General features: G+C 64.0%; 28 protein-coding genes and 1 pseudogene. 8 read left to right on the top strand and 21 right to left on the bottom strand.

The window, feature by feature from the left end; all coding sequences use genetic code 11:
* Positions 1-276 precede the first annotated feature (276 nt).
* From BRC58_09640 to BRC58_09590, 11 genes and pseudogenes are all read right to left on the bottom strand, one after another.
* The gene (locus BRC58_09640; GenBank protein ID PSP16281.1) at positions 277-975 is read right to left on the bottom strand and encodes an urease accessory protein UreF; all 699 of its coding nucleotides are present in this window, start codon (positions 973-975) and stop codon (positions 277-279) included.
* 9 nt (positions 976-984) lie between these two features.
* Positions 985-1,686 carry an urea ABC transporter ATP-binding subunit UrtE gene (gene urtE, locus BRC58_09635; GenBank protein PSP16287.1) on the bottom strand — a complete coding sequence of 234 codons (702 nt, stop codon included), beginning with the start codon at positions 1,684-1,686 and terminating at the stop codon, positions 985-987.
* A 22-nt stretch (positions 1,687-1,708) separates the two neighbouring features.
* Positions 1,709-2,467 carry an urea ABC transporter ATP-binding protein UrtD gene (urtD, locus tag BRC58_09630; protein PSP16280.1) on the bottom strand — a complete coding sequence of 253 codons (759 nt, stop codon included), beginning with the start codon at positions 2,465-2,467 and terminating at the stop codon, positions 1,709-1,711.
* A gap of 3 nt (positions 2,468-2,470) precedes the next feature.
* Positions 2,471-3,628, bottom strand: a complete 1,158-nt coding sequence (urtC, locus tag BRC58_09625) for an urea ABC transporter permease subunit UrtC (protein ID PSP16279.1) — start codon at positions 3,626-3,628, stop codon at positions 2,471-2,473.
* A 21-nt stretch (positions 3,629-3,649) separates the two neighbouring features.
* On the bottom strand, positions 3,650-4,816 hold the full coding sequence (gene urtB / locus BRC58_09620; protein PSP16278.1) for an urea ABC transporter permease subunit UrtB: 1,167 nt from the start codon (positions 4,814-4,816) through the stop codon (positions 3,650-3,652).
* 17 nt (positions 4,817-4,833) lie between these two features.
* Positions 4,834-6,153, bottom strand: coding sequence for an urea ABC transporter substrate-binding protein (gene urtA, locus BRC58_09615; protein PSP16277.1), 1,320 nt, complete (start codon positions 6,151-6,153; stop codon positions 4,834-4,836).
* Between the two features lie 67 nt (positions 6,154-6,220).
* Entirely contained in the window at positions 6,221-6,829 is a 609-nt protein-coding gene (gene ureG, locus BRC58_09610) for an urease accessory protein UreG (protein PSP16276.1), read from the bottom strand.
* Between the two features lie 37 nt (positions 6,830-6,866).
* Positions 6,867-8,576, bottom strand: a complete 1,710-nt coding sequence (gene ureC, locus BRC58_09605; GenBank protein PSP16275.1) for an urease subunit alpha — start codon at positions 8,574-8,576, stop codon at positions 6,867-6,869.
* A 15-nt stretch (positions 8,577-8,591) separates the two neighbouring features.
* Positions 8,592-8,903 (bottom strand): urease subunit beta, encoded by a 312-nt coding sequence (locus BRC58_09600; GenBank protein PSP16274.1) that lies wholly within the window; start codon positions 8,901-8,903, stop codon positions 8,592-8,594.
* Between the two features lie 23 nt (positions 8,904-8,926).
* Positions 8,927-9,229 carry an urease subunit gamma gene (gene ureA / locus BRC58_09595; GenBank protein ID PSP16273.1) on the bottom strand — a complete coding sequence of 101 codons (303 nt, stop codon included), beginning with the start codon at positions 9,227-9,229 and terminating at the stop codon, positions 8,927-8,929.
* Between the two features lie 14 nt (positions 9,230-9,243).
* Positions 9,244-10,037, bottom strand: a pseudogene (locus BRC58_09590) (urease accessory protein).
* A 164-nt stretch (positions 10,038-10,201) separates the two neighbouring features.
* Between BRC58_09590 and BRC58_09585 the strand changes: the two are divergent.
* Entirely contained in the window at positions 10,202-10,381 is a 180-nt protein-coding gene (locus BRC58_09585; GenBank protein ID PSP16272.1) for a hypothetical protein, read from the top strand.
* On the opposite strand, the gene BRC58_09580 is transcribed toward BRC58_09585, so the two are convergent.
* Complete coding sequence (locus tag BRC58_09580) at positions 10,378-11,022, bottom strand: hypothetical protein (protein ID PSP16271.1); 645 nt, start codon at positions 11,020-11,022, stop codon at positions 10,378-10,380. The two genes, BRC58_09585 and BRC58_09580, sit on opposite strands and share 4 nt — an antisense overlap.
* A gap of 116 nt (positions 11,023-11,138) precedes the next feature.
* On the opposite strand from BRC58_09580, the gene BRC58_09575 reads away from it, so the two are divergent.
* Positions 11,139-11,579 (top strand): cysteine desulfuration protein SufE, encoded by a 441-nt coding sequence (locus tag BRC58_09575; protein PSP16270.1) that lies wholly within the window; start codon positions 11,139-11,141, stop codon positions 11,577-11,579.
* A gap of 72 nt (positions 11,580-11,651) precedes the next feature.
* On the opposite strand, the gene BRC58_09570 is transcribed toward BRC58_09575, so the two are convergent.
* The 7 genes from BRC58_09570 to BRC58_09540 all read right to left on the bottom strand — a co-directional run bounded on the left by BRC58_09570 (position 11,652) and on the right by BRC58_09540 (position 18,937).
* Complete coding sequence (locus BRC58_09570; GenBank protein ID PSP16269.1) at positions 11,652-12,179, bottom strand: transcriptional repressor; 528 nt, start codon at positions 12,177-12,179, stop codon at positions 11,652-11,654.
* Positions 12,180-12,484: 305 nt separating this feature from the next.
* Complete coding sequence (locus tag BRC58_09565; GenBank protein ID PSP16286.1) at positions 12,485-13,672, bottom strand: lipid-A-disaccharide synthase; 1,188 nt, start codon at positions 13,670-13,672, stop codon at positions 12,485-12,487.
* A 7-nt stretch (positions 13,673-13,679) separates the two neighbouring features.
* Positions 13,680-14,498 carry an acyl-[acyl-carrier-protein]--UDP-N-acetylglucosamine O-acyltransferase gene (locus BRC58_09560; GenBank protein PSP16268.1) on the bottom strand — a complete coding sequence of 273 codons (819 nt, stop codon included), beginning with the start codon at positions 14,496-14,498 and terminating at the stop codon, positions 13,680-13,682.
* 116 nt (positions 14,499-14,614) lie between these two features.
* On the bottom strand, positions 14,615-15,115 hold the full coding sequence (gene fabZ / locus BRC58_09555) for a 3-hydroxyacyl-[acyl-carrier-protein] dehydratase FabZ (GenBank protein ID PSP16285.1): 501 nt from the start codon (positions 15,113-15,115) through the stop codon (positions 14,615-14,617).
* Positions 15,116-15,168: 53 nt separating this feature from the next.
* On the bottom strand, positions 15,169-16,122 hold the full coding sequence (locus BRC58_09550; protein PSP16267.1) for a UDP-3-O-[3-hydroxymyristoyl] N-acetylglucosamine deacetylase: 954 nt from the start codon (positions 16,120-16,122) through the stop codon (positions 15,169-15,171).
* On the bottom strand, positions 16,013-18,109 hold the full coding sequence (locus tag BRC58_09545) for a hypothetical protein (GenBank protein PSP16284.1): 2,097 nt from the start codon (positions 18,107-18,109) through the stop codon (positions 16,013-16,015). The genes BRC58_09550 and BRC58_09545 overlap by 110 nt, the downstream gene beginning before the upstream one ends.
* Positions 18,110-18,205: 96 nt before the next feature.
* The gene (locus tag BRC58_09540) at positions 18,206-18,937 is read right to left on the bottom strand and encodes a phosphoribosylaminoimidazolesuccinocarboxamide synthase (protein PSP16266.1); all 732 of its coding nucleotides are present in this window, start codon (positions 18,935-18,937) and stop codon (positions 18,206-18,208) included.
* Positions 18,938-19,141: 204 nt separating this feature from the next.
* Here BRC58_09540 and BRC58_09535 point away from each other — a divergent pair, with 204 nt between their 5' ends.
* Positions 19,142-19,408: a hypothetical protein gene (locus BRC58_09535; GenBank protein PSP16265.1), complete on the top strand. Its 267-nt coding sequence runs from the start codon at positions 19,142-19,144 to the stop codon at positions 19,406-19,408.
* Positions 19,409-19,420: 12 nt separating this feature from the next.
* On the opposite strand, the gene BRC58_09530 is transcribed toward BRC58_09535, so the two are convergent.
* Positions 19,421-20,557, bottom strand: coding sequence for a glycosyl transferase (locus BRC58_09530; GenBank protein PSP16264.1), 1,137 nt, complete (start codon positions 20,555-20,557; stop codon positions 19,421-19,423).
* 89 nt (positions 20,558-20,646) lie between these two features.
* Positions 20,647-21,246, bottom strand: coding sequence for a chorismate-binding protein (locus tag BRC58_09525; protein PSP16263.1), 600 nt, complete (start codon positions 21,244-21,246; stop codon positions 20,647-20,649).
* 129 nt (positions 21,247-21,375) lie between these two features.
* Between BRC58_09525 and BRC58_09520 the strand changes: the two genes are divergently transcribed.
* From BRC58_09520 to BRC58_09500, 5 genes are all read left to right on the top strand, one after another.
* Positions 21,376-22,737: a tRNA (N6-isopentenyl adenosine(37)-C2)-methylthiotransferase MiaB gene (locus BRC58_09520; protein ID PSP16262.1), complete on the top strand. Its 1,362-nt coding sequence runs from the start codon at positions 21,376-21,378 to the stop codon at positions 22,735-22,737.
* A 111-nt stretch (positions 22,738-22,848) separates the two neighbouring features.
* Positions 22,849-23,394: a flavoprotein gene (locus BRC58_09515; GenBank protein PSP16283.1), complete on the top strand. Its 546-nt coding sequence runs from the start codon at positions 22,849-22,851 to the stop codon at positions 23,392-23,394.
* 62 nt (positions 23,395-23,456) lie between these two features.
* The gene (locus BRC58_09510; GenBank protein ID PSP16282.1) at positions 23,457-23,972 is read left to right on the top strand and encodes a TIGR00730 family Rossman fold protein; all 516 of its coding nucleotides are present in this window, start codon (positions 23,457-23,459) and stop codon (positions 23,970-23,972) included.
* A 59-nt stretch (positions 23,973-24,031) separates the two neighbouring features.
* Positions 24,032-24,730, top strand: coding sequence for a hypothetical protein (locus BRC58_09505; GenBank protein ID PSP16261.1), 699 nt, complete (start codon positions 24,032-24,034; stop codon positions 24,728-24,730).
* 17 nt (positions 24,731-24,747) lie between these two features.
* Complete coding sequence (locus BRC58_09500; protein PSP16260.1) at positions 24,748-25,047, top strand: hypothetical protein; 300 nt, start codon at positions 24,748-24,750, stop codon at positions 25,045-25,047.
* Positions 25,048-25,601: the final 554 nt, after the last annotated feature.

Below are 25,601 nucleotides of genomic sequence, written 5' to 3'. Positions count from 1 at the left end.
TTGTTGCAACTGCTGCGGGCTTTCTGCAATGTCGACGTTGAAGACAGTAGTCATGGCGATAGCTACCTTCCGCTCGCCACCCCTATTTTAGTGCAAAACTACTCGTAATTGGTATTACTCGATGGACAATCCCACGCAAGCGCAACAAGCCCTAGGTTGGCCCGTTTGACCAAAACAGCTACCGGCGGCGCAACCGCATCGAGCGGCCCCAGAACGACTGCGCCATGGGGATTGCGGCCAGCATCCAATTTCGACTTTGGGAACGCGCCCTGGGATCTAACTGCGAAACAAGCGAACGCGCAGGCGCTCGTGCGCCAGCTCAGCCATCGCCGTGCCCCAGCTGCAGCTCTCGAGGTCATCGTCGGCGAGCTTTGTCACCGTTTGTTGGGTCTCGATGAGCGTTGGCTGCAGGGCGAGCTGGATCTGCTGGCCGGCAGTTTGCCCGAGCAGCGCTAGCCGGGTGGCGGCGGCAATGCTGTTGGCTGCCCAGCTGCGCAGGTACCCCAAGGTAGCTGCTTGAGACTCGATGTTCCAGCAAGCAGCGGCCGTCCCAAACGCGATCGCGTAATTGCACGGCTCGCCCGCTGCCGCCAGCACTGGCTGGGCGCTGGGTACAAGCGAACCAAACAGGCGCTGCAGCGAGCGCCCCATCTGCCAGCTTTGCTGCCGCCGTTCTGGCGTTTCCCAGCTGGCCGAGAGCCAGGCATTCCAGCTAGCGAGGCTGCCCCAATCGCCCGCGGCAACGCTGCGCACCGCGCGCAGCATCACGGCGGCCTCAAGCCGGATGGTGCCGCAGCGCAGGGCCTGTACCAGCCAGGCTTGCAGCGCTTCACTATCAGTAATGACTTGTTGCGCGATCGCGGCTTCCAGCCCCTCGGAGTAACTGTAGGCTCCGACGGGAAGGGCCGAGTCGGCTAGCTGCAGCAAGCGCAGTAGCTGCCAGCTGGCAGCTAGTTCGCGCTCGGATGGGTCCATCGCAATCGGCTAGACTGCCAAAAACTGCTTGACGACGTCGTCGCTGAGCTCCTGCGTGGGACCGGCTGCGACGATGCCGCCTTTCTGCATGGCGTAGTAGCGCTCGGCCTGGCGCACAAAGTGCAGGTGCTGCTCGACCAACAGCACTGAGATGCCGCTGGCCTCGATAATGCGCCGGACGGCCGCCTCGATTTGCTGGATGATGGAAGGCTGGATGCCCTCGGTGGGCTCGTCCAACACCAGCAGCCGCGGGCGGCCCACCAACGCCCGCGCGATCGCCAGCTGTTGCTGCTGTCCGCCGCTGAGGTTGCCACCCGGCCGCGACAGCATGGTTTGGAGGTCCGGAAACAGCTCGAAGACCTCCTCGGGGAGCTGCCGCCGGGAACGCTTGCCCTCGGCGCGCGCCTCCAGGCCCAGCAGCAAGTTTTCGGCAACGCTCAAGTGGGGAATAATCTCGCGCTCCTGGGGGACGTAGCCAATGCCCAAGCGGGCGCGCCGATCAGGTGGGAGGTGGGTAATGGGCTGCCCGGCCAGCGTGATCGTTCCCGTGCGCGGCTGCAGCAGCCCCATGACGGTTTTGAGCAGCGTGGTTTTGCCGACGCCGTTGCGCCCGATCAGGCACACCATTTGGCCGCCGGCGACGCTGAGGTCGATATCGCGCAGGATGTGGCTCTGGCCGTAGTAAGCATTGAGGTTGCTGAGCTGCAGCATGGGATCGCTCGTGACGGCCACCTCAGACCTCCTCCGGAACGGGTTCGCCCAAATAGACCTCAATCACGCGCGGGTCGTTCTGCACGGCCTCCAGCGGCCCCTCGCACAGCAGCGATCCCTGATGCAAGACGCTGACGGTGCGCGCAATCTGGCGCACGAATTCCATATCGTGCTCGATGACCAGGATCGAGTGGCTCTCGGCCAGGGTCAGCAGCAGCTCGCCCACGTTGGCGGTCTCCTCCGCGCTCAGCCCGGCCACGGGCTCGTCCACCAGCAGCAGCTGGGGGGACTGCGCCACCAGCATGCCGATCTCGAGCCGCTGCTTCTCCCCATGCGAGAGCAAGCGTGCCGGCAGGGGAGCCTTGCTCCCCAGCCCCACCATCTCCAGCACTCGGGCAGCGTGGCGGCGGTCGGCGCGCGAGGGGCGCCCTAGCAGCGTCCCCAGCGCGCTTTTGCGTCGGTTGATGGCCACATCCAGGTTGTCCCCTACGCTCAGGTTGAGATGGACCCGCGGCGTTTGGAACTTGCGGCCGATGCCGAGCCGCGCGATGTCGGGCTCCGAGCGCCCGGCCAGTGACTGCCCCCGAAACAGCACGCGCCCCTGGGTAGGCTGCACCTGGCCGGTAATGGCATCCAAAAATGTGCTTTTGCCGGCCCCGTTGGGGCCGATAGCAACCCGCAGCTCGCCTTCAGCCATGCGGAAGTTGAGCCCGTTGAGGGCTTTGAAGCCATCGAAGCTGACGGTAAGCTCCTCGGTAGCCAACACGGGGGGGTCGGCCATCGGCTATCTCTCCAAATCCTGCCGTTCGCGCTTCACCTCGGGATCTTGCTCCAGCTGTGGGTAGGTCTCCACGCGCGAACGCCCCAACAGCTGCCGCAGGCGGTTGGGCCCCTCAACGCGCAGCCAACCCACCACGCCTTGCGGCAGCACGGTGACCACCAGCAGAAACAGCGATCCCTGAAAGAAAATCCACACGGCCGGTAGCTGCTCGCTCAGCAGCGTTTTGGCCAGATTGACCGCAACGGCGCCCACAATGGCGCCCACTAGCGTTGCCCGCCCGCCTACGGCAACCCAAATGGCCATCTCGATGGAGAACGGGATCTCCATGGCCGAGGGGCTGATAATGCCCGACTGCACCGTGTAGAGCGCGCCGCCGACACCGGCCAACCCGCCAGCGATGGCAAAAACCAGGACCTGGAAGCCAGTGGGGTTGTAGCCCGAGAAGCGCACGCGGCGCTCGTCGTCGCGCAGCGCCACCAGCAAGCGACCGAAGCGCCCGCTGGTCAGCCAGCGGCAGAGCGCGTAGGCCGCCGCCAGCAGCAGCACGGTCAGTGCGTAAAAGCCCAGCTGCATGGGGGACGAGCCCACGCTACGGCCGAACAGCTCAGTGGTAGCCGTTTTGAGGCCGTTGGTGCCGTTAATGAGCTCCTGCTGGCCGTTGAAAAAGTTGAAAAACACCAGCAGCGCTGCCTGGGTCAGGATGGTGAAATAGACCCCGCGAATGCGGTTGCGAAACACCAACCAGCCCAGCCCGCCTGCCAACAGGGCGGGGACAGCGAACACCGCGATCGCGGCAAACGGCAGCGAATGGAACGGCTGCCAGAACCAGGGCAGCTCGCTGACCCCGTAGAGGGTGAAAAACTCGGGCAGCCCGTCGGCGCTCGCCAGCTTGAGGTGCATGGCCAGCGCGTAGCCGCCCAGGGCAAAAAAGATCCCCTGACCCAGACTCAGCAGCCCGGCAAAGCCCCAAATCAGATCCAGCCCCAGCGCCGCGATCGCCAGTGCCAGGAAGCGGCCCAGGTTGTTGCGGGTAAACTCCGATAGCAGCGGCGGCAGAAGCGCGATCAGCAGCAGCGCGATCGCGGCGACGGCAAGCGCCTCTGCCCACCATCGCCGCCGTCGCTGGCGCGTTCCTACGGCGGTAGCCGGTTCTGCCGTCATGATCGCCCTCCTGGGATAGCGCTAGGCGCGGCTGCGCTGCGGGAAGATGCCTTGCGGCCGGAACTGCAAAAAGACCACGATGAGCGCAAACACCAGCACCTTGGCCATGCTGTTGGTGGCGAAAAAGCGCAGCCCTTCCGCCAGCGGCTGCAGCAGCTCGATGCCCTCTAGCAGCAGTGGCAGGACGCCCGAGCCGATGGTGTAGGTCAGCGTTCCGATGCCCAGGGCAGCGGCGATGCTGCCCACCAGGCTGCCCACGCCCCCCACAACCACCACCATGAACGTATCGATGATGTAGTTTTGGCCCACGTTGGGCCCCACCGACCCCAGCAGGCTTACTGCCACTCCTGCCAGGCCGGCCAGGCCCGAGCCCAGCGCGAACGTTAGCGCATCCACCGTTCGCGTCGGGATGCCCAGGCACGCGCTCATGCGGCGGTTTTGGGTCACCGCGCGGATGCGCAGGCCCCAGCGCGAGCGCCGCAGGAACCAGTACGTTGCTGCGACGCAGGCGGCGGTGAGCGCCAGGATGAATAGGCGCGTGTAGGGAAACTGCATCTCGCCTACGGGCAGCCCGCCGCGCAGCCAGCTGGGAACGGTCACGCTGACGTTGGTGCTGCCAAACCAAGGCTCGCCGATCGCGGCCGGTCCTGTTTGGGCCAGCGCCATGCCTGCGGCTGCGGCTATGCCCAACGCAAGCGGCAACAGCACCGCCGTGGCCCGCCCGCGCAGTGCCGGCCACTGCCGGCGGTAGCGCAGCACCGCGATTGCCCCGCCAAACAGCAAGCCGAACAGCACCATTCCAGCCACCAGCGCCCAGCTCGCGCTGCGCACAAACTGCCGCAGGATCAGGCTCACGCCCCAGGTGGCCAGCAGCGTGTCCAGCGGCCGTCCGTAGAGATGGCGCACGATGCCTTGCTCCAGCGCCAGCCCCACTAGGGCGTTGACGGCAAAGGCCACCGGCAGCGCCGCCAGCAGATAGAGCTCGAACAGCGGACTCGCCTCGCCCAACGCGGCCCTAAAGGCGTTTTGCACCACGTGGGTGGTGTAGGCCCCCAGCATGATGAACTCTCCGTGAGCGAGGTTGATCACGCCCATAAGGCCGAAGATGACTGCCAGCCCCAGGGCCGCGATGAGCAGCACCGAGCCGACGCTCAAACCGTTGAAAGCACTCTGGATCAGCACCTGCATGGGGCGATCGCGGGCGACTAGGTTTGCTGGAGTTGGTACTTGCCGCTTTTATCAGGATCGGACCAGTCGCAGGCGTAGCCCTCGGTCTCGGGCACGTACTGGTTCCACGGCTGCGGCTCGATGGGGCCGTCCCCGACCTGTTCGACAATGTCGAACTGGCCGTCTTCGCGCACTTGCCCCACCCGCACGGTTTGGGTGACGTGGTGGTTGGCGTTGAGCGTGACCGTTCCCTGAGGCGCCTGGATTTGCTGGCCGTAGGCTGCCGAGCGAACTTTGGCCAGATCGTCGGCCGTACCGGCTTGCTCCACGGCCTGCTTCCACAGGTAGATGCCGTTGCGGGCCGACTCCATGGGGTCGGTAGTGACCCGATCCGAGCCGTACTCCTGCTGGAAGCGGCTGACCCAGTCCTCGTTCTCGGGCGTATCGGCGCTTTGGAAGTAGTTCCAGGTGGCGTAGTGGCTGGCCAGGTACGAGGGGCCGATCTGCTGCACCGATTCCTCGGCCACGCTCACCGACATCACCGGGTACTTCTCGGGGGTCAGGCCGGCCCCTTGCAGCTGCTTGAAAAACGCCACGTTGCTGTCGCCGTTGAGCGTGTTGAAAATGACCCCGCCTTCGGGGAGCGCAGACTGGATCTTGCTGATGATGGGCGTAACCGAGGTGCTGCCTAGGGGCAGGTAGTCCTCGCCTACCGTCTCGCCGCCTTTTTCCTCGAGCATCTGCTTGATGATGGTGTTGGCGGTGCGCGGAAAGACGTAGTCGGAGCCCACCAGGAAAAAGCGATCGCCTTTATTGTCCAGCAGCCACTGCACGGCGCGCTCGATCTGTTGGTTGGGCGCCGCCCCGGTATAGAAAATGTTTTGGGAGCACTCTTGGCCTTCGTACTGCACCGGGTACCAGAGCATGTGGTCTTCTTCTTCAAAGACCGGCTTGACCGACTTGCGGCTGGCCGAGGTCCAGCAGCCAAAGACCGCGACCACTTGGTCCTGGTTGATGAGCTTTTTAGCCTTTTCGGCAAAGGTAGGCCAATCGGAAGCGCCATCTTCCACGATGGGCTCAATTTGCTTGCCCAGGACGCCGCCAGCGTCATTGATTTCCTGGATGGCGAGCTTTTCGGCATCGACCACCGGCGTTTCGCTGATGGCCATGGTGCCGCTGAGCGAGTGCAGGATGCCGACTTTGATGGTGTCGCTGCCGCTGGCTGCGCCGTCCGAGGCCGTTTCCTTACCCTTTTGGTCTGCTTGCTGGCCGCCGCCGCAGGCTTTGAGCAGCAAGCTGGTCCCAAAGGCAGCCGAGCTGTAGAGCAAAAACTTGCGCCGTCCGAACTGTGTCGCCATTGGTTACCCGATCAGCAAGCTACGGGGAGCCATCCTAGAGAAGCCGCCCCGCCCGTTTTGTCGCTTGCTATACAGAACGGCGATCTAGCTGCTCCCGGATGAAATCGGCAACGGGGGTAATGCCCTCGCCCCCGCGCAAGCTGGCAAAGTTGTAGGGGCGCTCGCCGCGCATGGCGCTAGCATCGCGTGCCATGCAATCCAAATCGGCGTTGACGTGGGGGGCGAGGTCGATTTTGTTGATGACCAACCAATCCGATTGGGTAATGCCGGGGCCGCCCTTGCGCGGAATGTCATCGCCGGCTGCCACATCAATGACGTAGACGGTAATATCGGCTAGCTCGGGGCTGAATGTGGCGGCCAGATTGTCGCCCCCGCTCTCCAGAAAGGCCAGATCCAGATTGCTGGCGCGCGCCTCGATTTGGGCCAGCGCATCTAGGTTCATGGAGACATCCTCGCGGATGGCGGCGTGCGGGCAACCGCCGGTTTCCACTCCCACGACGCGATCGCGCGGCAGGGCCTGCGAGCGCGCCAGCGCCTGCGCGTCTTCCTGGGTATAGATGTCGTTGGTGATGGCGGCAATCTGGTAGCGCGAGCGCAGTTGTTTGCAGAGCGCATCGAGCAGGGCCGTTTTGCCCGATCCCACCGGACCGGCGATGCCAACTTGCAGGGCTCCCATGGGCTCAAACTCCCAGCCGCCGCTGCGGCACTCGGTTTTAGAACAAAAAGTAGCGCTGCGCCAGGGGCAGCGTTTCGGCAGGCTCGCAGCTCAGCAGCTCGCCGTCCGCGCGGACCTCGTAGGTTTCGGGGTCCACCGCCATGGCCGGTAGCGCGTCGTTGAGGGCCATATCTTGCTTGCCAATGTTGCGGGTGTTGGCGACCGGAACTGCCGGTTTTTGCAGCCCAATTTGATTGGGAACATCGGCTTCTAGCGCGGCCTGGGAGACAAAGGTCAGCGACGTTGCCGCGATCGCGCCGCCAAAGCTGCCGAACATGGGGCGCATGTGCCCGGGTTGCGGCGTAGGAATGCTGGCGTTGGCATCCCCCATTTGCGACCAGGCGATCGCGCCGCCTTTGATCGCCATCTCCGGTTTGACGCCAAAGCGGGCCGGGTGCCAGAGACAAAGATCGGCCCACTTGCCTTCCGCCACCGAGCCCACCCAATCTGCCATGCCGTGGGCGATGGCGGGGTTGAGGGTGTATTTGGCGATGTAGCGCTTGGCGCGCGCATTGTCGCAGTCTTGGGCGTCCTCGGGAAGAGGGCCGCGCTGTACTTTCATCTTGTGCGCGGTCTGCCAGGTGCGGAGGATGACCTCGCCCACGCGCCCCATGGCCTGGGCGTCGGAGGCCATAATGCTAAAGGCTCCCAGATCGTGCAGGATGTCCTCGGCCGCGATCGTCTCGCGGCGGATGCGGGATTCGGCAAAGGCCACGTCCTCGGGGCTGTGGCGGTCCAGGTGGTGGCACACCATCAGCATGTCCAGGTGCTCGTCGAGCGTGTTGGTGGTGTAGGGCCGCGTGGGATTGGTCGAGGAGGGTAGGACGTTGGCCTCACCGCAGGCTTTGATGATGTCGGGGGCGTGGCCGCCCCCGGCGCCCTCGGTGTGGTAGGTGTGAATCGTGCGGTTCTCGAAAGCGGCGAGGGTGTGGTCCACAAAGCCCGACTCGTTGAGTGTATCGGTGTGGGTGGCGACTTGGACGTCATAATCCTCGGCTACGCCCAAGCAGGTATCGATCGCCGCTGGCGTTGTCCCCCAATCCTCGTGCAGCTTTAGGCCCAGGGCGCCGCCGCGGACCTGCTCCTCCAAGCCCGGCCGCTGGCTGCTGTTGCCTTTGCCCAGAAAGCCCAGGTTGACCGGGAAGGCATCGGCGGCCTGCAGCATGCGCTGGATGTGCCACTCGCCCGGGGTGCAGGTGGTGGCGTTGGTGCCGGTGGCTGGGCCGGTGCCGCCGCCCAGCATGGTGGTGATGCCCGAGGCGATCGCGGTCTCGACCAACTGCGGGCAGACAAAGTGGACGTGGGCGTCGATGCCGCCGGCGGTGAGGATCTTGCCCTCGCCGGCGATGGCTTCGGTGGCAGGGCCAATGGGAATGTCGACCCCATCCTGGGTGTTGGGGTTGCCAGCTTTGCCGATGCGGTAGATGCAGCCGGCTTTGAGCCCCACGTCAGCCTTGACAATGCCCCACCAATCCAGGATCAGCGCGTTGGTAATGACCGTATCCACCGCGCCTTGGGCCCGTGGCAGCGGCGATTGGCCCATGCCGTCGCGGATGACTTTGCCACCGCCAAAGGTGACCTCATCGCCGTAGGGCGTGCGGTCCTGCTCCACCGCAATCCAGAGATCCGTATCGGCTAGGCGGACGCGATCGCCCACGGTAGGGCCAAAAGCCTGGGCGTAGGCGCGCCGATCCATGCGGTAGCTCATGCTCGCTCCGAGGGGTTAACCATCGAGGGGGCCGTTCGCGCGGCCGTTAAAGCCGTAGGCTTCGCGGCGACCGGCATAAGGGACCAAGCTCACCTCGCGCGCGTCGCCCGGCTCGAAGCGCACGGCATTCCCGGCGGGAATGTCGAGGCGCCGGCCGTAAGCGGCCGAGCGGTCGAACTGCAAGGCCTCGTTGACCTCGTAGAAATGGAAGTGCGAGCCCACCTGGATGGGGCGATCGCCGGTGTTGGCCACCGATACGCGGGTCGTCTCGCGCCCGGGATTGAGCTCGATCTCGCCCGCCGGCGTTGCAATCTCACCTGGTGTCATAGCCACTGCCTCCTGCGGCAATCTCAGCGAATGGGATCGTGAACCGTCACCAGCTTGGTGCCATCGGGGAAGGTGGCCTCCACCGCGACCTCATCCAGTATCTCGGGCACGCCCTCCATGACGTCATCGCGCCCCAGCAGCTGCGTGCCGTAGTCCATCAGCTCGGCCACGCTGCGACCGTCGCGGGCGCCTTCCAGGATCGCCGCCGAAATGTAGGCCTTGGCTTCGGGGTAGTTGAGCTTGAGGCCGCGTCCCTTGCGCCGCTCGGCCACAAATGCGGCCGCAAATACCAGCAGCTTGTCTTTTTCCTGGGGCGTGAGTTCCATAGGGCTCGCAGGGGCTAATGGGGCCAGACGCGCGGCAAGACAGCCGGCCGATGGAGCTGGCGGCGGCGCAGCAGCATCCAAACCGTCCGCAGCCACCGGCGCGCCTCGCCGGTGGAGCGACCGCGATAGCGGCAGAGAACCCCCCGCCCTGGGGTCACAGTAATCCCGGCTTCGCCGTCGCTCGGCGGCTGCAGCGCTTGGGCCTCCGCCACCACTGCAGCCGGCACGGGAGCCCCCAACCACACCAAGCTCCCCACCACCGGGCAACCGCCCAACCCGTGCGGGCTGGCCCACGCGGCCTCGCTGCCCGGCAGCCATTGGCGATCGATCCACAGCGGTCGTCCGTGCCGCCACACCGCCAGCCGCGATCGCCACGCCCCGCGGCAAAAGCGTTCGCCGCGCGCGCTGCGCCCAAAACGGGTAATGTCCCAGCCTACCCAGTGAGCATCCGGCCCCAGCTCGACGCGCACGTCCTGGCGGTAGCAGGCGCCCTCAAAGGCGATCGTTTCTTGGGGCAACCACTCCAGGCAAGCCCCTGTCCCCAACCGAACGTCCACCGTTTGGCGCGCTCGCTCGCCGTTGCTGCGATAGACCTTGCCTGCAGTTGCCGTGGTCACTAGGGCGCAGGCACCGGGATGCCGGCCGTGTGCAGCGTCACGCTGTGGCAAACGGCATTGCCTTCGGGGTAGAACGGGCGCTGCACCTTGAGCGGGGCCCGGGCGCAGGCGCGGGCCAGCTGCGTCCGCCCATCGCGGGCAGCATACGTGAGCTGGAGGCTGCCGTGCCAGGGGGCAACAGCGGTTGCCAATGCCTCGGCTCCTCGTTAAAGGCTGACTGGAGCAACCTCAAGCTGCCATACCCTCGCGCGCGTTGAAGTTCGCAGCGAACGTACAGCTTGGCATCGAGTCAGTAAAGAGGCTAGATTAAATTTGGGTTAAATCCCGGATGCTCGTTTCTCGCTGAGGAAACCCTATGAACCAATGCACAGCCGATGATCGAGAGCAGCTGCTGCACGAGCAGCTCCAGGCCTTTGCCCGCCAAGCGAGCTACACGTGCAATCTCTATACCAACGGCAAACTCTCGCCCCAGGAGGCTTACCAGCAGCTGGCCAGGTTTTGGGCCCGCCTAGAGCAAGCCAAGTGGGGACACTAGCGCGATTGCCCCAGCAACGTGGCGTGCACCTGTCGGGCTTTTTGGGCGATCGCGTCCCAGTCGCCGGCCTCGAGGCGATCCGCAGGAAACAATTGGCTAGAGAGCCCAACTGCAACGGCGCCGGCCTCGAGCAGCGCGCGTCCTTCCTCGGCCGTGATGCCGCCAGTGGGCACGAGCGGAATTTGACCTAGCGGCCCTTGCAAGCTCTGCACGTAGCGCGATCCCCCCACGGCCTGAATGGGGAACACCTTCACCGCCGTTGCCCCCTGCTGCCATGCCGTCACGATTTCGGTGGGCGAGAGCGCCCCCGGCACAATGGGTACCTCGGCGGCCAGGGCCGAGCGGATTGCGGCCGCATCGACGTGGGGCGCAAACAAAAACTGCGCGCCGGCAACAATGGCGGTCTGGAGCTGTGCCGCGTTGAGCAGGGTGCCGGCACCAATCCAGCACTCGGGGAGCTCTGAGCGCAGCCGGCCGATGAGCTCGACTGGCGAGGCGCCATTCCAAGCAATTTCGACGTGCGCGATGCCGCCGCTCGCCACGGCGTGGGCCATTTGCCGACCGCTCTCGAAGTCGGGCGCGCGCACCACCGCGATCGCGCAGTCCTGTTGGAGTTGGCGCAACCAGGCTGAGGCAGGCATCGATTGAGCCAGGCACTTGCTAGAGCCCCAACCCTACCGCAACAGCGACCGCTCTGCGAGCCCCCCGGCGCTTGTTACGATTGGAAGCGAGTTTAAGGACAAACCTGCAAGCGAGCATGGCCGGTACCGAGACCCAGTGGCCCGAAAACCTGGACCGCATCGTGCGGCGGTTCAAGCGGCGGACCAATCCCAAGCAGCGCTACCAGCAGCTGCTGTCCTACGCCAAGCGGTTGGAGGGTCTACCCGAGGAGTGCAAAACGGCCGATAACAAAGTACCGGGCTGCGTCTCGCAGGTGTATATAACCGCCGATTTGGACCAGGGCCGCGTTTGCTACCAGGGCGACTCGGACGCCCAAATTGTCAAAGGCTTGGTGGGGCTGCTCATTGAAGGGCTCAACGGCCTAACCCCAGAAGAAATCGGCCGGCTCTCGCCCGACTTTATTGAAGAAACGGGACTGCAAGTCAGCCTGACGCCCTCGCGCGCCAATGGCTTCTACAACATCTTCCAAACCATGAAGAAAAAGGCCCTTGCCTGCCAAGTTGCCGATCCGGCTTAGCCGTGGCGGCAGGCCCAATTGCAAATCCCCCGAACGAGCTACGTTCGGGGATTGAGTGCGTCGAGTGGCGGCTCAGTTGTTGCCGTCACCGTCCGAGTAGTTTTCTTCCGAGATCGCCCGCGAGCACACCCAGTTGCTTGGCAGCGAGGACGGCCACCCCATGCGCAGGGCCTCCGGACAGATCGTCATCACTGTTAGCTGGCAATCGATCAGCTGCAGGCCTTCTTTTTCGGCCTGCTTGAGGCTTTGCTTGAGGATGGAGTCGTTGTTGAACTCGATCGTCCGGTTGCACTGAATGCAGACGATGTGGTGGTGGTGGTGCGGATGGGGCCGGTTGAGCTCGTAGTGCTTGTGGCCTTCTGCCAGCTCAAGCTCGCGCAAGATGCCCATGCGGGTCATGAGCTTGAGGCTGCGATAGATGGTCGAGAGGCTGATGGGCTCGCCCCGATCCTTGAGCAAGTTGTAAAGTTCCTCGGCGCTCAAGTGATTGCCGCGGGGCAGGTTTTGAAAGGCATGCAGGATTTTTTCCCGCTGGGGCGTCAAGCGCCAGCCCCGCGAGTTGAGCTCGGCTTTGAGAGAACTGGTCGTATAAGGCGGCATGCTCTAGCTGCGGGAATATCGACGCAGGCGATCGGCTCTTATTGGCTTCAATGATAGTCCCGCGCGCGCTGCTTTGCAACAAGCAGCTCTAATTGAAAATAAGTGGCAGAAAGCCTGGACCTTCGCCAGATCTGCTGTGGGGAAGCGAGCGCTGAAATAACCGAATGTTGGGATTGAAAGCGCTCGCCCGAGTGCAACCCCTCGGCCGGCGGGCGGGCAACAATCGCGTCTTTTTAACAGCTATTCCCAATAAGCGAACCGCTTCCGGATTGCAATAATGGGGCCTTGCTCCGGCAACGCGCCGGTCAGCGTGTTCCTGCTGGCTGATTCGGCTTGGGTGCCACCAGCCCCAGGATTTCGCTAGCCGCGCGATCGCAAACGCCCGCCTCGCCCGCAGCCTCACGCACACGCTGGTAGCCGGCCAGCATGGCCTGGCGCTGCTGCGGCTCCTGCAGCAGCGCCAGCGCTTGCCGGGCAATGCGGTCTGGGGTGGCGGCGGCTTGCAGGAATTCGGGAACAATGGCCTCCTGGGCCAGCAGGTTGGGCGGCGACACGAACGGCACTGAGAAGCGCAATAACCGCCGGGCGATCCAGGCCGTAACGGGATGGACGCGGTAAGCCACAACTTGCGGCACCGCCAGCAGCGCCGCTTCCAGATTGACGGTCCCCGATTTGGCCAGGACCAGATCGGCCGCGGCGATCCCATCCAGCGTGGCCCCCGGCCATAGCGTGGCGCGCAGGCCGTAGCGCGCAATGGCCCGCTCGAGCGCGCCCCGATGCGCAGCTGCCGAGAGCGGAATCCAAAAGTGCGCGCGCGGCTGCTGTGCCTGAATGCGGCGGGCAGCGGCAAATAAAACCGGTAGCAAGCGTGCCAGCTCCTGCCGGCGCGATGCCGGCAGGAGCGCAATGGCAATGTCATCCTCGCTCAGGCCCATTCTCGCCCGCGCTTGGGCGCGGCTGGGCGCTTGCTGCATGCGATCCAGCAGCGGGTGGCCTACCCAGCTGACGCTGGCCCCGTAGCGGCGAAAGTGCTCGGCCTCGGCGGGGAAAATCGCCAGCAAGCGATCCGCGATGCGCGCGATCTGCTTGCTATTCTGCGGCAGCGGCGACCACACCCACTCTTGGGGCGCGATGTAGTAAACCACCGGCACGCCCGGCAGCTTCCGCCTCAAAGCCGTCCCGATGGCCAGGTTGGGCCCGGGGTAGTCAATCAGCACGGCCAGATCGGGCGGATGCCGCTGTAGGTAGCGCTGCGCCCGGCGCTGGATGCGCCAAGTGGGCAGCACGAACGGCAGCGACTCCAGCAGCCCCACCGAACCAATGTGGGTGGTGTCAGCCAGCAGCGTTGCGCCTGCCGCTGCCATGCGCTCGCCGCCGAGCGCCACGATCTCCAGCTTGGTTCCGCTGCGCTGGGCCTGGCGCTGCAGGGCTTCGACCAGCATGGCCCCCTGCAGATCCCCCGAAACCTCGCCCGTGCTGATAAAAATGCGCATGCCGGGCTCACTCCGCCGCGCCATCGCCAGCCTTTAGCTTGCCTGGGGTCAGGCCGCGACGCTCCGGCGATAGCGAGTGCTGGATGAATTGCTGCAGGTATCGGACCGAGTCGCTATCGCTTAAGGGCTCGAGCTGCTCTAGGGCTTGGGTAAAGGGCGTTCCCGAGCGGTAGAGGATGCGGAATGCCTGCTTGAGGCGGCGGCGCTCGCTGGCGGCAAAGCCAGCCCGCTTGAGCCCGATCGCGTGCAGCGAGCGCACGCGGGCGGGGTTGCCCTCAACCACCGTGTAGGGGGGGACATCGCGATCGATGCGGCTCATGCCGCCCACCATGGCCAAGCGGCCGATGCGCACGAACTGATGGATGCCCAGCATCCCCGAGATGCGCGCGTTGCTCTCAATGCAGACGTGTCCCGAGAGCGCCACATTGTTGGCCAGAATGGTGCTGTCTTCAATCTGGCAGTTGTGGGCGACGTGCACGTAGGCCATCAGCAGGTTCTGGTGGCCGATTCGAGTGGCCTCCCCTTCCCCAGTAGCGCGGTTGATAGTGACGTACTCGCGGATCCAGTTGCCATCGCCAATCCAGAGCCCACTCTGAGCGCCGCGGTACTTGAGGTCCTGCGGCTCCAGCCCGATAGCAGCGCCCGGAAAGATGCGGTTGCCCGCCCCGATCTCGCTGGGCCCCTCGATAATGGCGTGCGCGCCGATGGTGGTATCGGCGCCGATTCGGACGCGCTCGCCGATGGTGGCGTAAGGGCCCACTTGCACCGTGGGATGCAACTCGGCTCCAGGGTCAATGACCGCTGTAGGGTGGATCAGCGCTTGCACCGGGTCTCCCCTCGCTCGCTTCCCCTGATGCTATTGTCGTCACGCAGTCCGCGCAGGTTCGGCTCGCCTCAGGCACAGGCCAAGCAAGCGGGCAGCATCGGACCCAGCGGGATCGCTCAGTCGATGCGCGAAAATAGCATCTCGCCTTCGGCGGCGACCTCCCCATCGACGGTGGCATTTCCTTGCATCTTGCCCAGTCGGCTGCGCTTGATCGATAGCAGCTCCAGCTGCATCACCAGCCGATCGCCAGGGACAACCGGGCGCCGAAAGCGCACTTTATCCATACCGGCAAAGGCAAAGAAACTTCCCTCCGCCCCGGGCAGTTGGGTCAAAACCACCCCGCCCACCTGCGCCATGGCCTCGACGATCAGAACCCCGGGCATGATGGGGCGGCCGGGAATGTGCCCCTGGAAGTGCGGCTCGTTGAAAGTAACGTTTTTGATGCCGGTTGCGCGCTCCCCGGGGACGTAAGCCTCAATGCGATCGACCAGGGCAAAGGGGTAGCGGTGGGGCAGCAGCTGCTGGATCTGCTCGACTGTTAGGGCCGTGCCGCTTGCAGCCTCGGCAGAACGGCCATCGGCGCCATCGGTAGCATCGGAGCTTATCAGTGCGGGCATGAGCGTCCCTGCTTGGCTTGACAGTGGGGCAGTCGCCGCTGGCATGTTGCGAGCTAGCCGGTCGCTGATGCGCGCAAGGCCTGCGCCAGCCGCCAATGCAGCGCGTGACTGCCTTTGTAGGCGAGGATGTGAGCCCGCGGCAGGGGGCCTAGCAGGCTCAGATCCCCTATTAAGTCTAAAAGCTTGTGGCGTACAGGTTCATTGGCAAAGCGCAGCGGCGGATTGAGCCAGCCGCGATCACCGCAGACAAGCGCATTCTCCAGGCTGCCGCCGCGCAGTAGCCCCGACGCGCGCAACTGCTCGATCTGGTGGGCCAAGCCAAAGGTGCGCGCCGGTGCGATTTCGGCAGCAAAGTCGTCCCGCTGGGGCGACCAGCTATGCCACTGGTTGCCAATGGCCGGCGCCTCAAAATCGATGCCGTAGCTCAAGCGCCACTCGCCGGGCATGGCTGCCGCAAACGCATCGCCATCTTGGACCCAAACGGGGGTAGTGGGCGCGATCAGGGCTTCGCTGGCAGGGGCCGTTACGCCTGTCGGTGCCGGGACAACGCCGACGCTGGCGATCGCCTGCACCCAATCCCGCGCGGAGCCATCCAGCAGCGGCACCTCGCCCCCATCGATCGCGAGGCGCGCATCGCTGATGCCGCTGGCGCTCAATGCAGCCAGCAAGTGCTCCACCGTTCGCACCCGGGCCGGGCCGCTGGCTAGCTCGCTGGAGAGCACGGTTTGGCTGACGTTATCCACTTGGGCCGAGACGGTGGGTGTGCCCGGCAGATCGGTGCGGGCAAAGTAGCGCCCCTGGCCGGCCCGGGCAGCGCAGACCGTTACGCAGCTGCGCTTGCCTGAGTGCAGCCCAATCCCGCAGCGCTGGAAAGCCTGACCGACGGTCCGGGCCGGGTTAGAAGCGCTCGCCAATGCCAAAGTGGATTTGATTGTCCCCTTCGTCGTTGATGCCAAAGTCGATGCGCACCGGGCCCACTGGGGTCTTGACCCGAACGCCGGCCCCATAGCCAAAGCCGCTGCCGGGCTTGCCCCGCACGCCAGCGGGGTTGCCAATAACGCTATCGGCGCTGCCCAAATCCGTGCCGTAGTCAAAAAACAGGGCGCCGCTGACCGGGTCGACGATGGGAAAGCGGTACTCGGCCGTGGCCTGGAAGAAACTGCGACCGCTGCCCAACTCACCGCGATCGTAGCCCCGGACCGAATCGCTACCGCCCAGGACAAAGGCCTCGTAGGGGGGCAGATCGCCCAGAACGGTTCCGCCTTGGACGTTGAAGGCTAGCGCTTCCCCTTTATCGCCCAGAAAGTCGAGCGAGCCCAGCCACTCGACCGGAGTAAAGTAGCTATAGCTCGCGCGCAGGCGGTTCATTAAAATGCTGCCCGAGCCGATGGGCACGGACTGATCCATCGACAGCGACAAGCGCGACCCATCCGTGGGCTGCTGGGGGTTGTTGCGCAGGTCGCGCGTTGCGCGCAGCTCCAGCATGAAAAGGTCGTCGGTGCCGTCTTGGCTGAAGGCCAGTTGGTTGCCCTGATTGTCAAAGGGCGTAACGTTGCTGTCGCCATCCTTAATGGCGACGCGCTGGTATTCAAACCCGGCCGAGACATCCCACTTGCCGTCGGTGTAGGGATCGGGGGCGATGGGACGGCTGAAGGTGACGCCGCCGCCGGTGCGAATGACGCGTGGGTCGACGATGATGCCATCCTCATCGACGACACCGACGTTGCTCTCGTCCGGTCCTTCTTCAAACACCAGCGAGATCGACTGCTGGCGAAAGGCATTGACCCGGTAGCCCAGCCGGTTGGGATTGCCAGCAATCCAGGGGTCGCTGAAGCTGACATCAAACAGAATCTCGCGCGTGCCTACCTGTAGCTGCGCGCCCAAAGTCTGGTTGTTGCCGCCTAGGTTCTGCTCGCGGTAGCTGGCCGTCCCAAAGAAGCCGGTTGAGGAGCTAATGCCGGCGCCGGCGCCCAACGAGCCCGTGCGGTCTTCCACCACGTTGAGCGTGACATCGACTTTTTGGGGATTGTCGCCCGGATCGAAGGCCAGGCGCACGTCTTTAAAAATGCCCAGGCCGAACACGCGCCGCAAATCTTGCTGCGCCATCTGGCGGTTGAAAACATCGCCCGACGATAGTTCGACCTCGCGCTTGACAATGAACTTGCGCGTTTCACCTTCGACGGACTCACCCTTGTCGTTGACAAATTGGACGTTGATGTCTTCGACAACGCCCTCGGCCACGCGCAGCGTTACCGTGCCATCCTCCGAGACTTGGGGCGAGCCCACTACCTGCGCCAGGCTGTAGCCGTTGTCCTTGTACCACTGGTTGAGCTTGTCGATCCGCTTCTGGAGCTGGCTGAGATTGAGGCGCTGACCGTATAAGGGCTCAAAGATGCCATCGACCACCTCCGGCGGGACGGCACGCCCCTCTGTTTCAGCCGGCAGGCTCTGCACCTGAACGTCGCTGAGAGTGGGATTGGGCTCGACCACAAACGTGATGCGCACCCCCAGCGGGGTGTCTTCGGGCTCGACGCGGACATTGCTAAACCAGCCGGTGGCAAAGATGGCGTTGATATCCTCTTGCAGCTGGGAGCGCGTCGCGGTCCGGCCGGGTTCGACGCTGGCAGCTTCGTAGACGGCATCCCGCAGCTCGGGCGAGAGCTCCCCTTTGGGGCGCTTGACGGCAACTTCGGCAACCAGCACTTGGCGCTGTTGCGACTGCTGCTGCTCGCCGTCCTGCTCGGATTGCCCGTTTGGGGAGTCGCCATTGTCTAGAGAAGGAAGCTCGAGCTGCGCCCAGCGCTGGGATGGGTTGGTGGTGCAAAATTTCGAGCGCTCGTTCGCTGGGGACAGGGCCGAGCGGCACAGAGCCCCCCCTTGCGAGTTGGGCTTGCTGGCTTCAGCTTCGGTGCCGCCCGCCTGCGCCCAACTTGCACTTGGGAGGCCCAGCAGGGTCGAGCTCAGCACGGTAGCGGCTGCTGCAGATAAGCGCATGATGGTTCGTCCGTCGGTTGCTGCTTGCGCCACGCCGGTTGGACGGGTTGCTGGGGCCTTCGACCGCTGGTAGGGATCCGGGTTCCTGGCGCGCGTTCAGCCGCTGGTTTGGGCGAGCACGCGATCGCGCAGTTGCTGGTAGGCCAGCTCGGGGTGGCCCAAATCGTGACGAAAGCGATCTTTGTCCATAACGCGGGCATTGGGGTCGGTCTCGCCGCGGGCCCAGAGCCGGCACGTGTCGGGGCTCAGCTCGTCCCCCAACCGCAACGTCCCGTCGCGATCGAGGCCGAATTCGAGCTTAAAGTCCACCAGATCGATGCCGCAGCGCTCGAAAAAGCCTCGCAGATGACGTTCGATCTGTAAAGTCACTTGCTCGATTTGCTGCAGCTGGGCTGGGGTGGCCAGCTCCAACAGCAACAGCCGATCACGGGTCAGCAGCGGATCGCCCAGCTCGTCGTTTTTGTAGCAAAACTCCACCAGCGGCGATGGCAGCACGGTCCCCGGCGCGAGGCCGGTCTGGCGGCAGAGACTGCCGGCTGCGATGTTGCGGACGATGACCTCTAGCGGCAAAATCTGCAGCGATCGCGCCCGCAGCCGATCCGGGGCCGGCCGGTCCAGGTAGTGGGTGGCAATGCCGGCCTTCTCCAGCAGCTCGAACAGGGCAGCCGAGATGGCGCAGTTGGCTTCCCCCTTGCCGCTGATGCGATCGCGCTTTTGGGCGTTGAAGGCCGTGGCATCGTCTTTGAACTCAACCAGGACGATGTCGGGATCGGCGGTGGCGTAGATGCGCTTGGCTTTGCCTTCGTAGTTGGGTTGGCGCTCGGACACGATGGAAGATCCTTAGGGGTGGGAGTGGCACTCTCTTACTTCGAGGGTAGCGGCGCGACGGGCACCGCTCGCTAAAATGCAGCTGCCATGCGATCCGCCTTGTCTGACTGGCTCGAGCGCATTGCTGCCGCGTTGTCTGCCAGGCGTCGGCCGAGGCAGGAATCGCCCGAACGAGGCGCACCGCACCCAGCAGGCCAAAACGACATGTCCCAGCACTCGGGCAGCGACGATAAAGCCAATTTCCTCTACCCGCACCACCGCTACCACGGCGACGTCAAGCCAGAGAACTTGGCGTTTAACGCCAACCTGCAAGAATTCGCCCAAAAAGTCAGCTACATCTGCAACCTGGAAACCAACGGCCAGATCGCCTCGAGCGAGGCCTACGAGCAAATCAAAGCTCTCTGGGGTCAACTGCAGCGCTCTAAAGAGCAGCTGCAGGTAGGCGAAGATCCCTTCCGGCCCCCCGAGTAAGTGATCGCGCCCTCAAGCCAGCGGCGAGGCGGGCGCCGCCTGCGCCAGCACCTGGCGGTAGCGATCGCGCAACCCCTGGGTAGCAGCCTGCCAGCTCCAGCGCTCGGCCTCGCGGCGGGCGTTGGCGCGCAACTGCTCGCCCTCGGTCTCGCCGTAGAGCAAGCGCCGCGTTGCTGCAATGGCATCCCGCGGCTGCCCCGGATCGAACAGATAGCCGTTGGCCCCGTCGGTGACAATGTCGACGATGCCGCCCGAGCGCGCGGCCACCACCGGGCAGCCGGCCGCCATGGCCTCCAGCAAGACCAGCCCCAGCGTCTCGGTGCGCGAGGGCAGCACGAAGGCATCGGCCGAGGCGAACGCTGCAGCAAGATCGGTGCCTTGCCAGTAGCCGGCAAAATAGGTGGGGGTCCCGGCAAAGTGTTGCTCCAGCGCCCCCCGATGCGGCCCATCCCCCACTAGAGCCAGGCGGGCCTCGGGTATGGCCTCGAGGATGGGCTTGAGCTGCTCCAGTTCTTTCTCCGCCGAGAGCCGGCCCACATACAGCAGCAACGGCCGCTCCAGGTCGCCTTGACTCAGCTGCTCGCGGACAGCAGCGGCGGCGCGCTGCGGGTGGAAGCGCTCGGTATCGACGCCGCGCTGCCACAGGGCCACGCGCTCGATGCCGTTGGTCTGGAGCTCGGCCATCATGGCGGTCGAAGTGCAGAGGTTGAGATGGGCCTGGTTGTGGCCGGCTTTCAACAGCTCCCACAGCACGCCCTCTAGCAAGCCCAAGCCGTAGTACTGCAAGTACTGGGGCAGGTGAGTGTGGTAGGAGGCCACCAGCGGTAGCTGCATGAGCTTGGCATGCAGCAAGCCGGCAACCCCCAACACCGCCGGGTTAACGGCGTGGATCAAATCGGGCTGAAAGCGCGACAGCACGGCCCCCAGCGTTGGCGAGGGCAGCGCCAGCTTGAGCTCCGGATACAGCGGCAGCGGCAAGCCAGTGACGCCGTGAACCGCCGCGCCGCAGTACTCGCGAATGCCGCCCTCGGGCGCGACCACCAGCACCTGATCGCCGCTGCGCTGCAAGCAGTCGATGGTGTGGCACAAGCGCGTGACGATGCCATCGACTTTGGGCAGAAAGGTTTCGGTAAACAGCGCAATCCGCATGGCGACCTCGCGCGCTTGGGGCCCTCCCGGCGGGGCAACCTCTCCCGGAGCAGCCTACCAACCCCGGCGCGGTGCGGGCGAGGGGTGGCTCAGCAACCGGGCAGCGCAAGCTCGTGGGCGAAGCTGGCCCAGCGCACGAAGCGGAACGGCCCGGCAGCAGCCCCCCAAACCCGCTCGTCCGTTTCGGGATCGCGCCCGCGATCCAGGCTGATGAACTCGCGCTCGTCAATCTCAAAGTGGCTGTCGAGATAGGTCTGCTGGCCCTTGCGATTGATGCGGCAGGCCTTGCCCGGCTCGATGGTCCCGCGAAAGCTGCGCCCGGTCCACTCAACTTGCATGTTGCAGCCCTCGAGCTTCTGCAACCGCTCGGGGGTGAGCTCCGCCAGGCGCTGGCGATCGCGGGCCGCCCCGTGCAGCGATTCGGGATCGCGAATGGCGTAGTTTTCGATCTCGATGTGCCCGTCGGTCGCGATCAGATTGAGAACGCGCAGGCGGTAGGGCTGGTGGAGCATGTAGTGGTAGGCCTGCTCCACCAGAAAGCTCGTCCCGGGCAGCAAACCGGCCGGCAGCGGGCGCATGCAAACGCGGATGTGGGCGAAAAAGGGCGGATTTTTAAAGGCCTGGGCCTGGTTGCTGAAATCGGCCGCCATCCACCGCGCCAGCGTGGCGGTATCTGTCGCATGCGTCATGGCCGATCTCGATTGAGTGCGCCACTGCCCCATACAGGATAGGCAAGCGCAGCGGCGCGTCCGGGCGGCGTTTTAGGATTCTTTGCTCGCTCGGGCGGCTTATAATAGGGAGCGCTCTGCACTGCTGGGATGACGATGGCACCGCGCCGCTACCACATCACCACCTTCGGCTGCCAGATGAACAAGGCCGACTCCGAGCGCATGGCCGGCATTCTGGATGACTGGGGCTGGGTGTGGACCGACGATCCCAACGCCGCCGAGGTTGTGCTCTACAACACGTGCACCATCCGCGATAACGCCGAGCACAAGGTTTATTCCTACCTGGGGCAGCAGGCCAAGCGCAAGCACCAGACGCCGGGCTTAACGCTGGTAGTCGCCGGCTGCGTTGCCCAGCAGGAAGGCGAGCGCCTGCTGCGCCGCGTGCCGGAACTGGATTTGGTACTGGGGCCGCAGCATGCCAATCGCTTGGGCGAGCTGCTGGAGCAGGTTTGGGACGGCAACCAAATTGTGGCCACCGAGCAAGCCCGCATTGCCGAGGACATTAGCAAGCCGCGGCGCAACAGTTCGGTCTCGGCCTGGGTGAATGTCATCTACGGCTGTAACGAGCGCTGCGCCTACTGCGTCGTGCCCAACGTCCGCGGCCGCGAGCAATCCCGCTGGCCGGAAGCCATCCGCGAGGAAATGGCCGAGTTGGGCCGCCAGGGCTACCGCGAAGTCACCCTGCTGGGGCAAAACATTGATGCCTACGGGCGGGATCTGCCCGGGACCACCGCATCGGGCCGCAACCGCTACAATTTTACCGACTTGCTCTACCACGTGCACGATGTCCCCGGCATCGAGCGCATCCGCTTTGCCACCAGCCACCCGCGTTATTTTAACGAACGCCTGATCGCCGCCTGCGCCGAGCTGCCCAAGGTCTGCGAGCACTTTCATATCCCGTTCCAATCGGGCGACAACGAGGTGCTCAAGGCCATGGCGCGCGGGCACACCCACCAAAAGTACCGCCGCATCATTGCGACCATCCGCCGCTACATGCCCGATGCCGCCATCAGCGCGGACGCGATCGTGGGCTTCCCCGGTGAGACGGAGGCGCAGTTTCAAAACACGCTGCGCCTGGTGGAAGATATCGGCTTCGACCAGCTCAATACAGCCGCGTACTCGCCGCGTCCCGCCACGCCAGCCGCCGACTGGAGCGGGCAGGTGGACGAGGCCACCAAAAGCGATCGCCTGCAGCGCCTCAACCGGCTCGTGGCCGACAAAGCCGCCGAGCGCACGCAACGCTATTGGGGCCGCCTGGAGCACGTTCTGGTGGAAGGGCGCAATCCCAAGGACGCCAGTCAGGTCATGGGGCGCACGCGCAGCAACCGCTTGGCCTTTTTCCCCGGCTATGCGGAAGCGCTGCGCGGGCGCATCGTGCCCATTCGCATCACCGAGGCGCGCGCCTTCAGCCTCACCGGCGAACCGGTGGAAGCGGCGGTCGCTGCCCGCTAGCGCCTCCACCCGCGATCGCAGGCACTAGCCGTTCTCGGGCATGCCCGCGAGCCTGGTTGTGTCTCGATGCGCTCGAGCCAAGTTGCCATGGCTCACTTGGAGCTACCTCGCATGCGCTACCTCATTATTGGCGCCAGTCTCAATCCCAACAGCCACAGCCAGATCCTGGCGCAAGCGGCGCAGCAGCAATTGCAAGCGCAAGGCCAGCAGGCGCAGTGGTTGGATCTACGGCAGGTCACGCTTCCGCTGTGCGATGGCAGCTCGGCTTACAACCACCCCGAGCTACCGCCGCTTGCCGAGACCGTCGCTCGGGTGCAGGGCATCGTCGTGGCAACGCCCATCTACAACTACGACGTCAACGCCAACATCAAAAACTTTCTCGAGCTGACGGGCAGCGCTTGGAACGAGAAGGTCGTGGGGTTTCTCTGCGCGGCTGGCGGCCAAGGGAGCTACATGGCAGTCATGCCTTTTGCCAACAGCCTCATGCTGGATTTTCGCTGTTTCATTCTGCCGCGCTTTGTCTATGCCACTGGCAGCGCGTTTGCCGATGGCCAATTGGTCGATGCCGACATCCAAAGCCGGTTGGCGGACTTTGTCGAGCGCTTTGGGGTCACTGAGGCGCTGAGCGCACCGAGCGCGGTTTCGGAATCGCAGTAGCGATCGGCTCGCTCCGAGTGGCAGCGCAAGTCATGCAACAACCGCACGGGAATTCAACGCTGATCGGCAGTCTATGCGTCTATGCCGGCTCTGGGCTGGGCGAGCGCGATCGTTACCTTCAGGTCGCACGAGCGTTAGGAGGCGAGCTAGCGCATCGGGGGATCGCCCTAATCTACGGGGGTGGCAACATTGGCCTGATGGGTGCAATGGCCAATTCTGCGCTAGCTGGCGGTGGAACGGTTATTGGCATCATCCCGCAGGCGCTAGCCGATAAGGAACTCGCCCACAGCGGATTGAGCGAGCTCAAAATTGTGGCCTCAATGCACGAGCGCAAAGCTTGGATGGCCCATCTGGCCGATGCGTTTGTGGCCCTCCCCAGTGGCTTGGGAATGATAGAAGAAATTTGCGAAGCGGCAACCTGGACGCAACTTAGGATCCATCAGAAAGCCTGCGGCGTCTTAAACGTTGACGGTTTTTTTGACGGACTGCTTGCGTTTCTCGATCGCTCGACGGAAGAAGGCTTCATCCGCCCCGACAATAGGCGGATCGTTCTGGAAGCCCAGGAACGTCGGCGTTAATCGAACGATTGAATCAGTTTGAAATCCCCTCAAATTACCAATGGTGAGGACTGGAAGTAATGGCTCGCGGCAATCGGACTAGCCTTGGGGAATGGACCGCTTTTGGCGGGATTTTAACCGTCTCGGTTTTGAGCTTGGCGACCTCCCATTGGGGAGAGGCCATCCATTGGGAGCTGTTGTCCCACTTTAAAGCTCAATATTTTGGTCTGGCTTTGCTTGTGATGGTCGGGCTGGCGCTAGGCCAGCACACGTGTCTCGCCGTTGCATCAATTGCCTGTGTTGCGTTCGCGTTCTTACCCCTCCTAGCGTTTTATTTCCCCAACGACTCGCTCGCAAGATCCCCGGATGAGAGCAACTTTAGCTTGCTGTCGGCGAACGTGCATCAAAACAGCAGCGATCCCGCCCAGCTCGCATCCGCGATCGCGCAAGCCGATCCCGACGCGGTGGTGCTACAAGAAGCCAGCCCAAGCTGGCTGGAACGGTTGAGCGCCATCCGCAATGCTTTCCCGTTTGATTACCATCGTGCCGGCACGATCCTGCTGAGCAAAACGCCCATCGATGAAGGGCAACTCAAGCCCCTAGATAGCGCCAGAGGCTTTGTTTTGCCCAAGTTCTTCACAACCGAAGGCAAGGCTGTTGCGCTAGTTGCCGCTCATCTGCTGCCCCTATATCGCAGCGAAACTTTCGCGCCAGGAACGAAGCTTACAGCCGCATTGAGGAGGCCATCAACAGGCTTTCAGGCTCGGTGGTCTTGGTAGGCGATCTCAATACGACGATGTGGTCGCCCTACTATCAAAAGCTGGTTGATGGAACTGGGCTGATCAATACTAGAAAGGGATTTGGCATCTTCCCCACTTGGCCTACGGCCAACAACCCGCTCGGACTTCCCGGGTTTGCGGCGAGGCTGCTATCGATCCCAATCGACCACTGTTTGGTTACCTCCGAGTTGCAGGTCGTACAAACTCGCGCGCTCTCGAGTGTGGGTTCCGACCATCGGCCGATCGCGGTCGATTTGGTGGTACCGCGCCGTTATACCAAATTTGAGCAGCAGATGCACGCCCACCAAAGAACATGACTCCCATATTGAGGGAGTTTCGGGGATCGCGATCTAGTGCATAAACTACGAGGATTGGTATTAGGCATGGCCAGAAAACCCAAACTGCGCGGTAGGGCAGCCCGTTCTAGCGCCAGCAACTACTGCTTGCGCTCCAGGCCGCCGCCGTAGCCGGTCAGCCGGCTAAAGGACTCGCCCAGCTGCCGTTCGGTAGCGGCGATCGCGGTAGGACTGGTTGAGCCCCAATGCCGATTCCAATACGCGCGCCTTGTACTGGCCTGTGTCACACTTGTCAGATAGCCAATCGAGCGTGACACCGCTTCAGCATCTGAACCGAGGGACGTTTGGCCGAATCCCGAAATTAGAAGCGTGACAGGCTGCACCAGCGCCGAGCCCTACTAGATGCCCTAGGTGGGCTGTCCGAAGCCATCGTCGAGAACCGCGAGTGGCATTATACCAATTTGAGGAGTGGCATTATACCAATTTGAGCAGCGGATGCACGCTCGCCAAAGAACATGACTCCCATATTGAGGGAGTTTTGGAGGTCGAAATCTATGCATAAGCTATGAAGATTG

It is taken from the genome of Cyanobacteria bacterium QS_8_64_29, from assembly GCA_003022125.1.
Classification (GTDB): Bacteria; Cyanobacteriota; Cyanobacteriia; order Cyanobacteriales; family Rubidibacteraceae; genus QS-8-64-29.
Note: the sequence above shows the minus strand (reverse complement) of the source record. Positions and strands in the feature narration are given on the sequence as shown.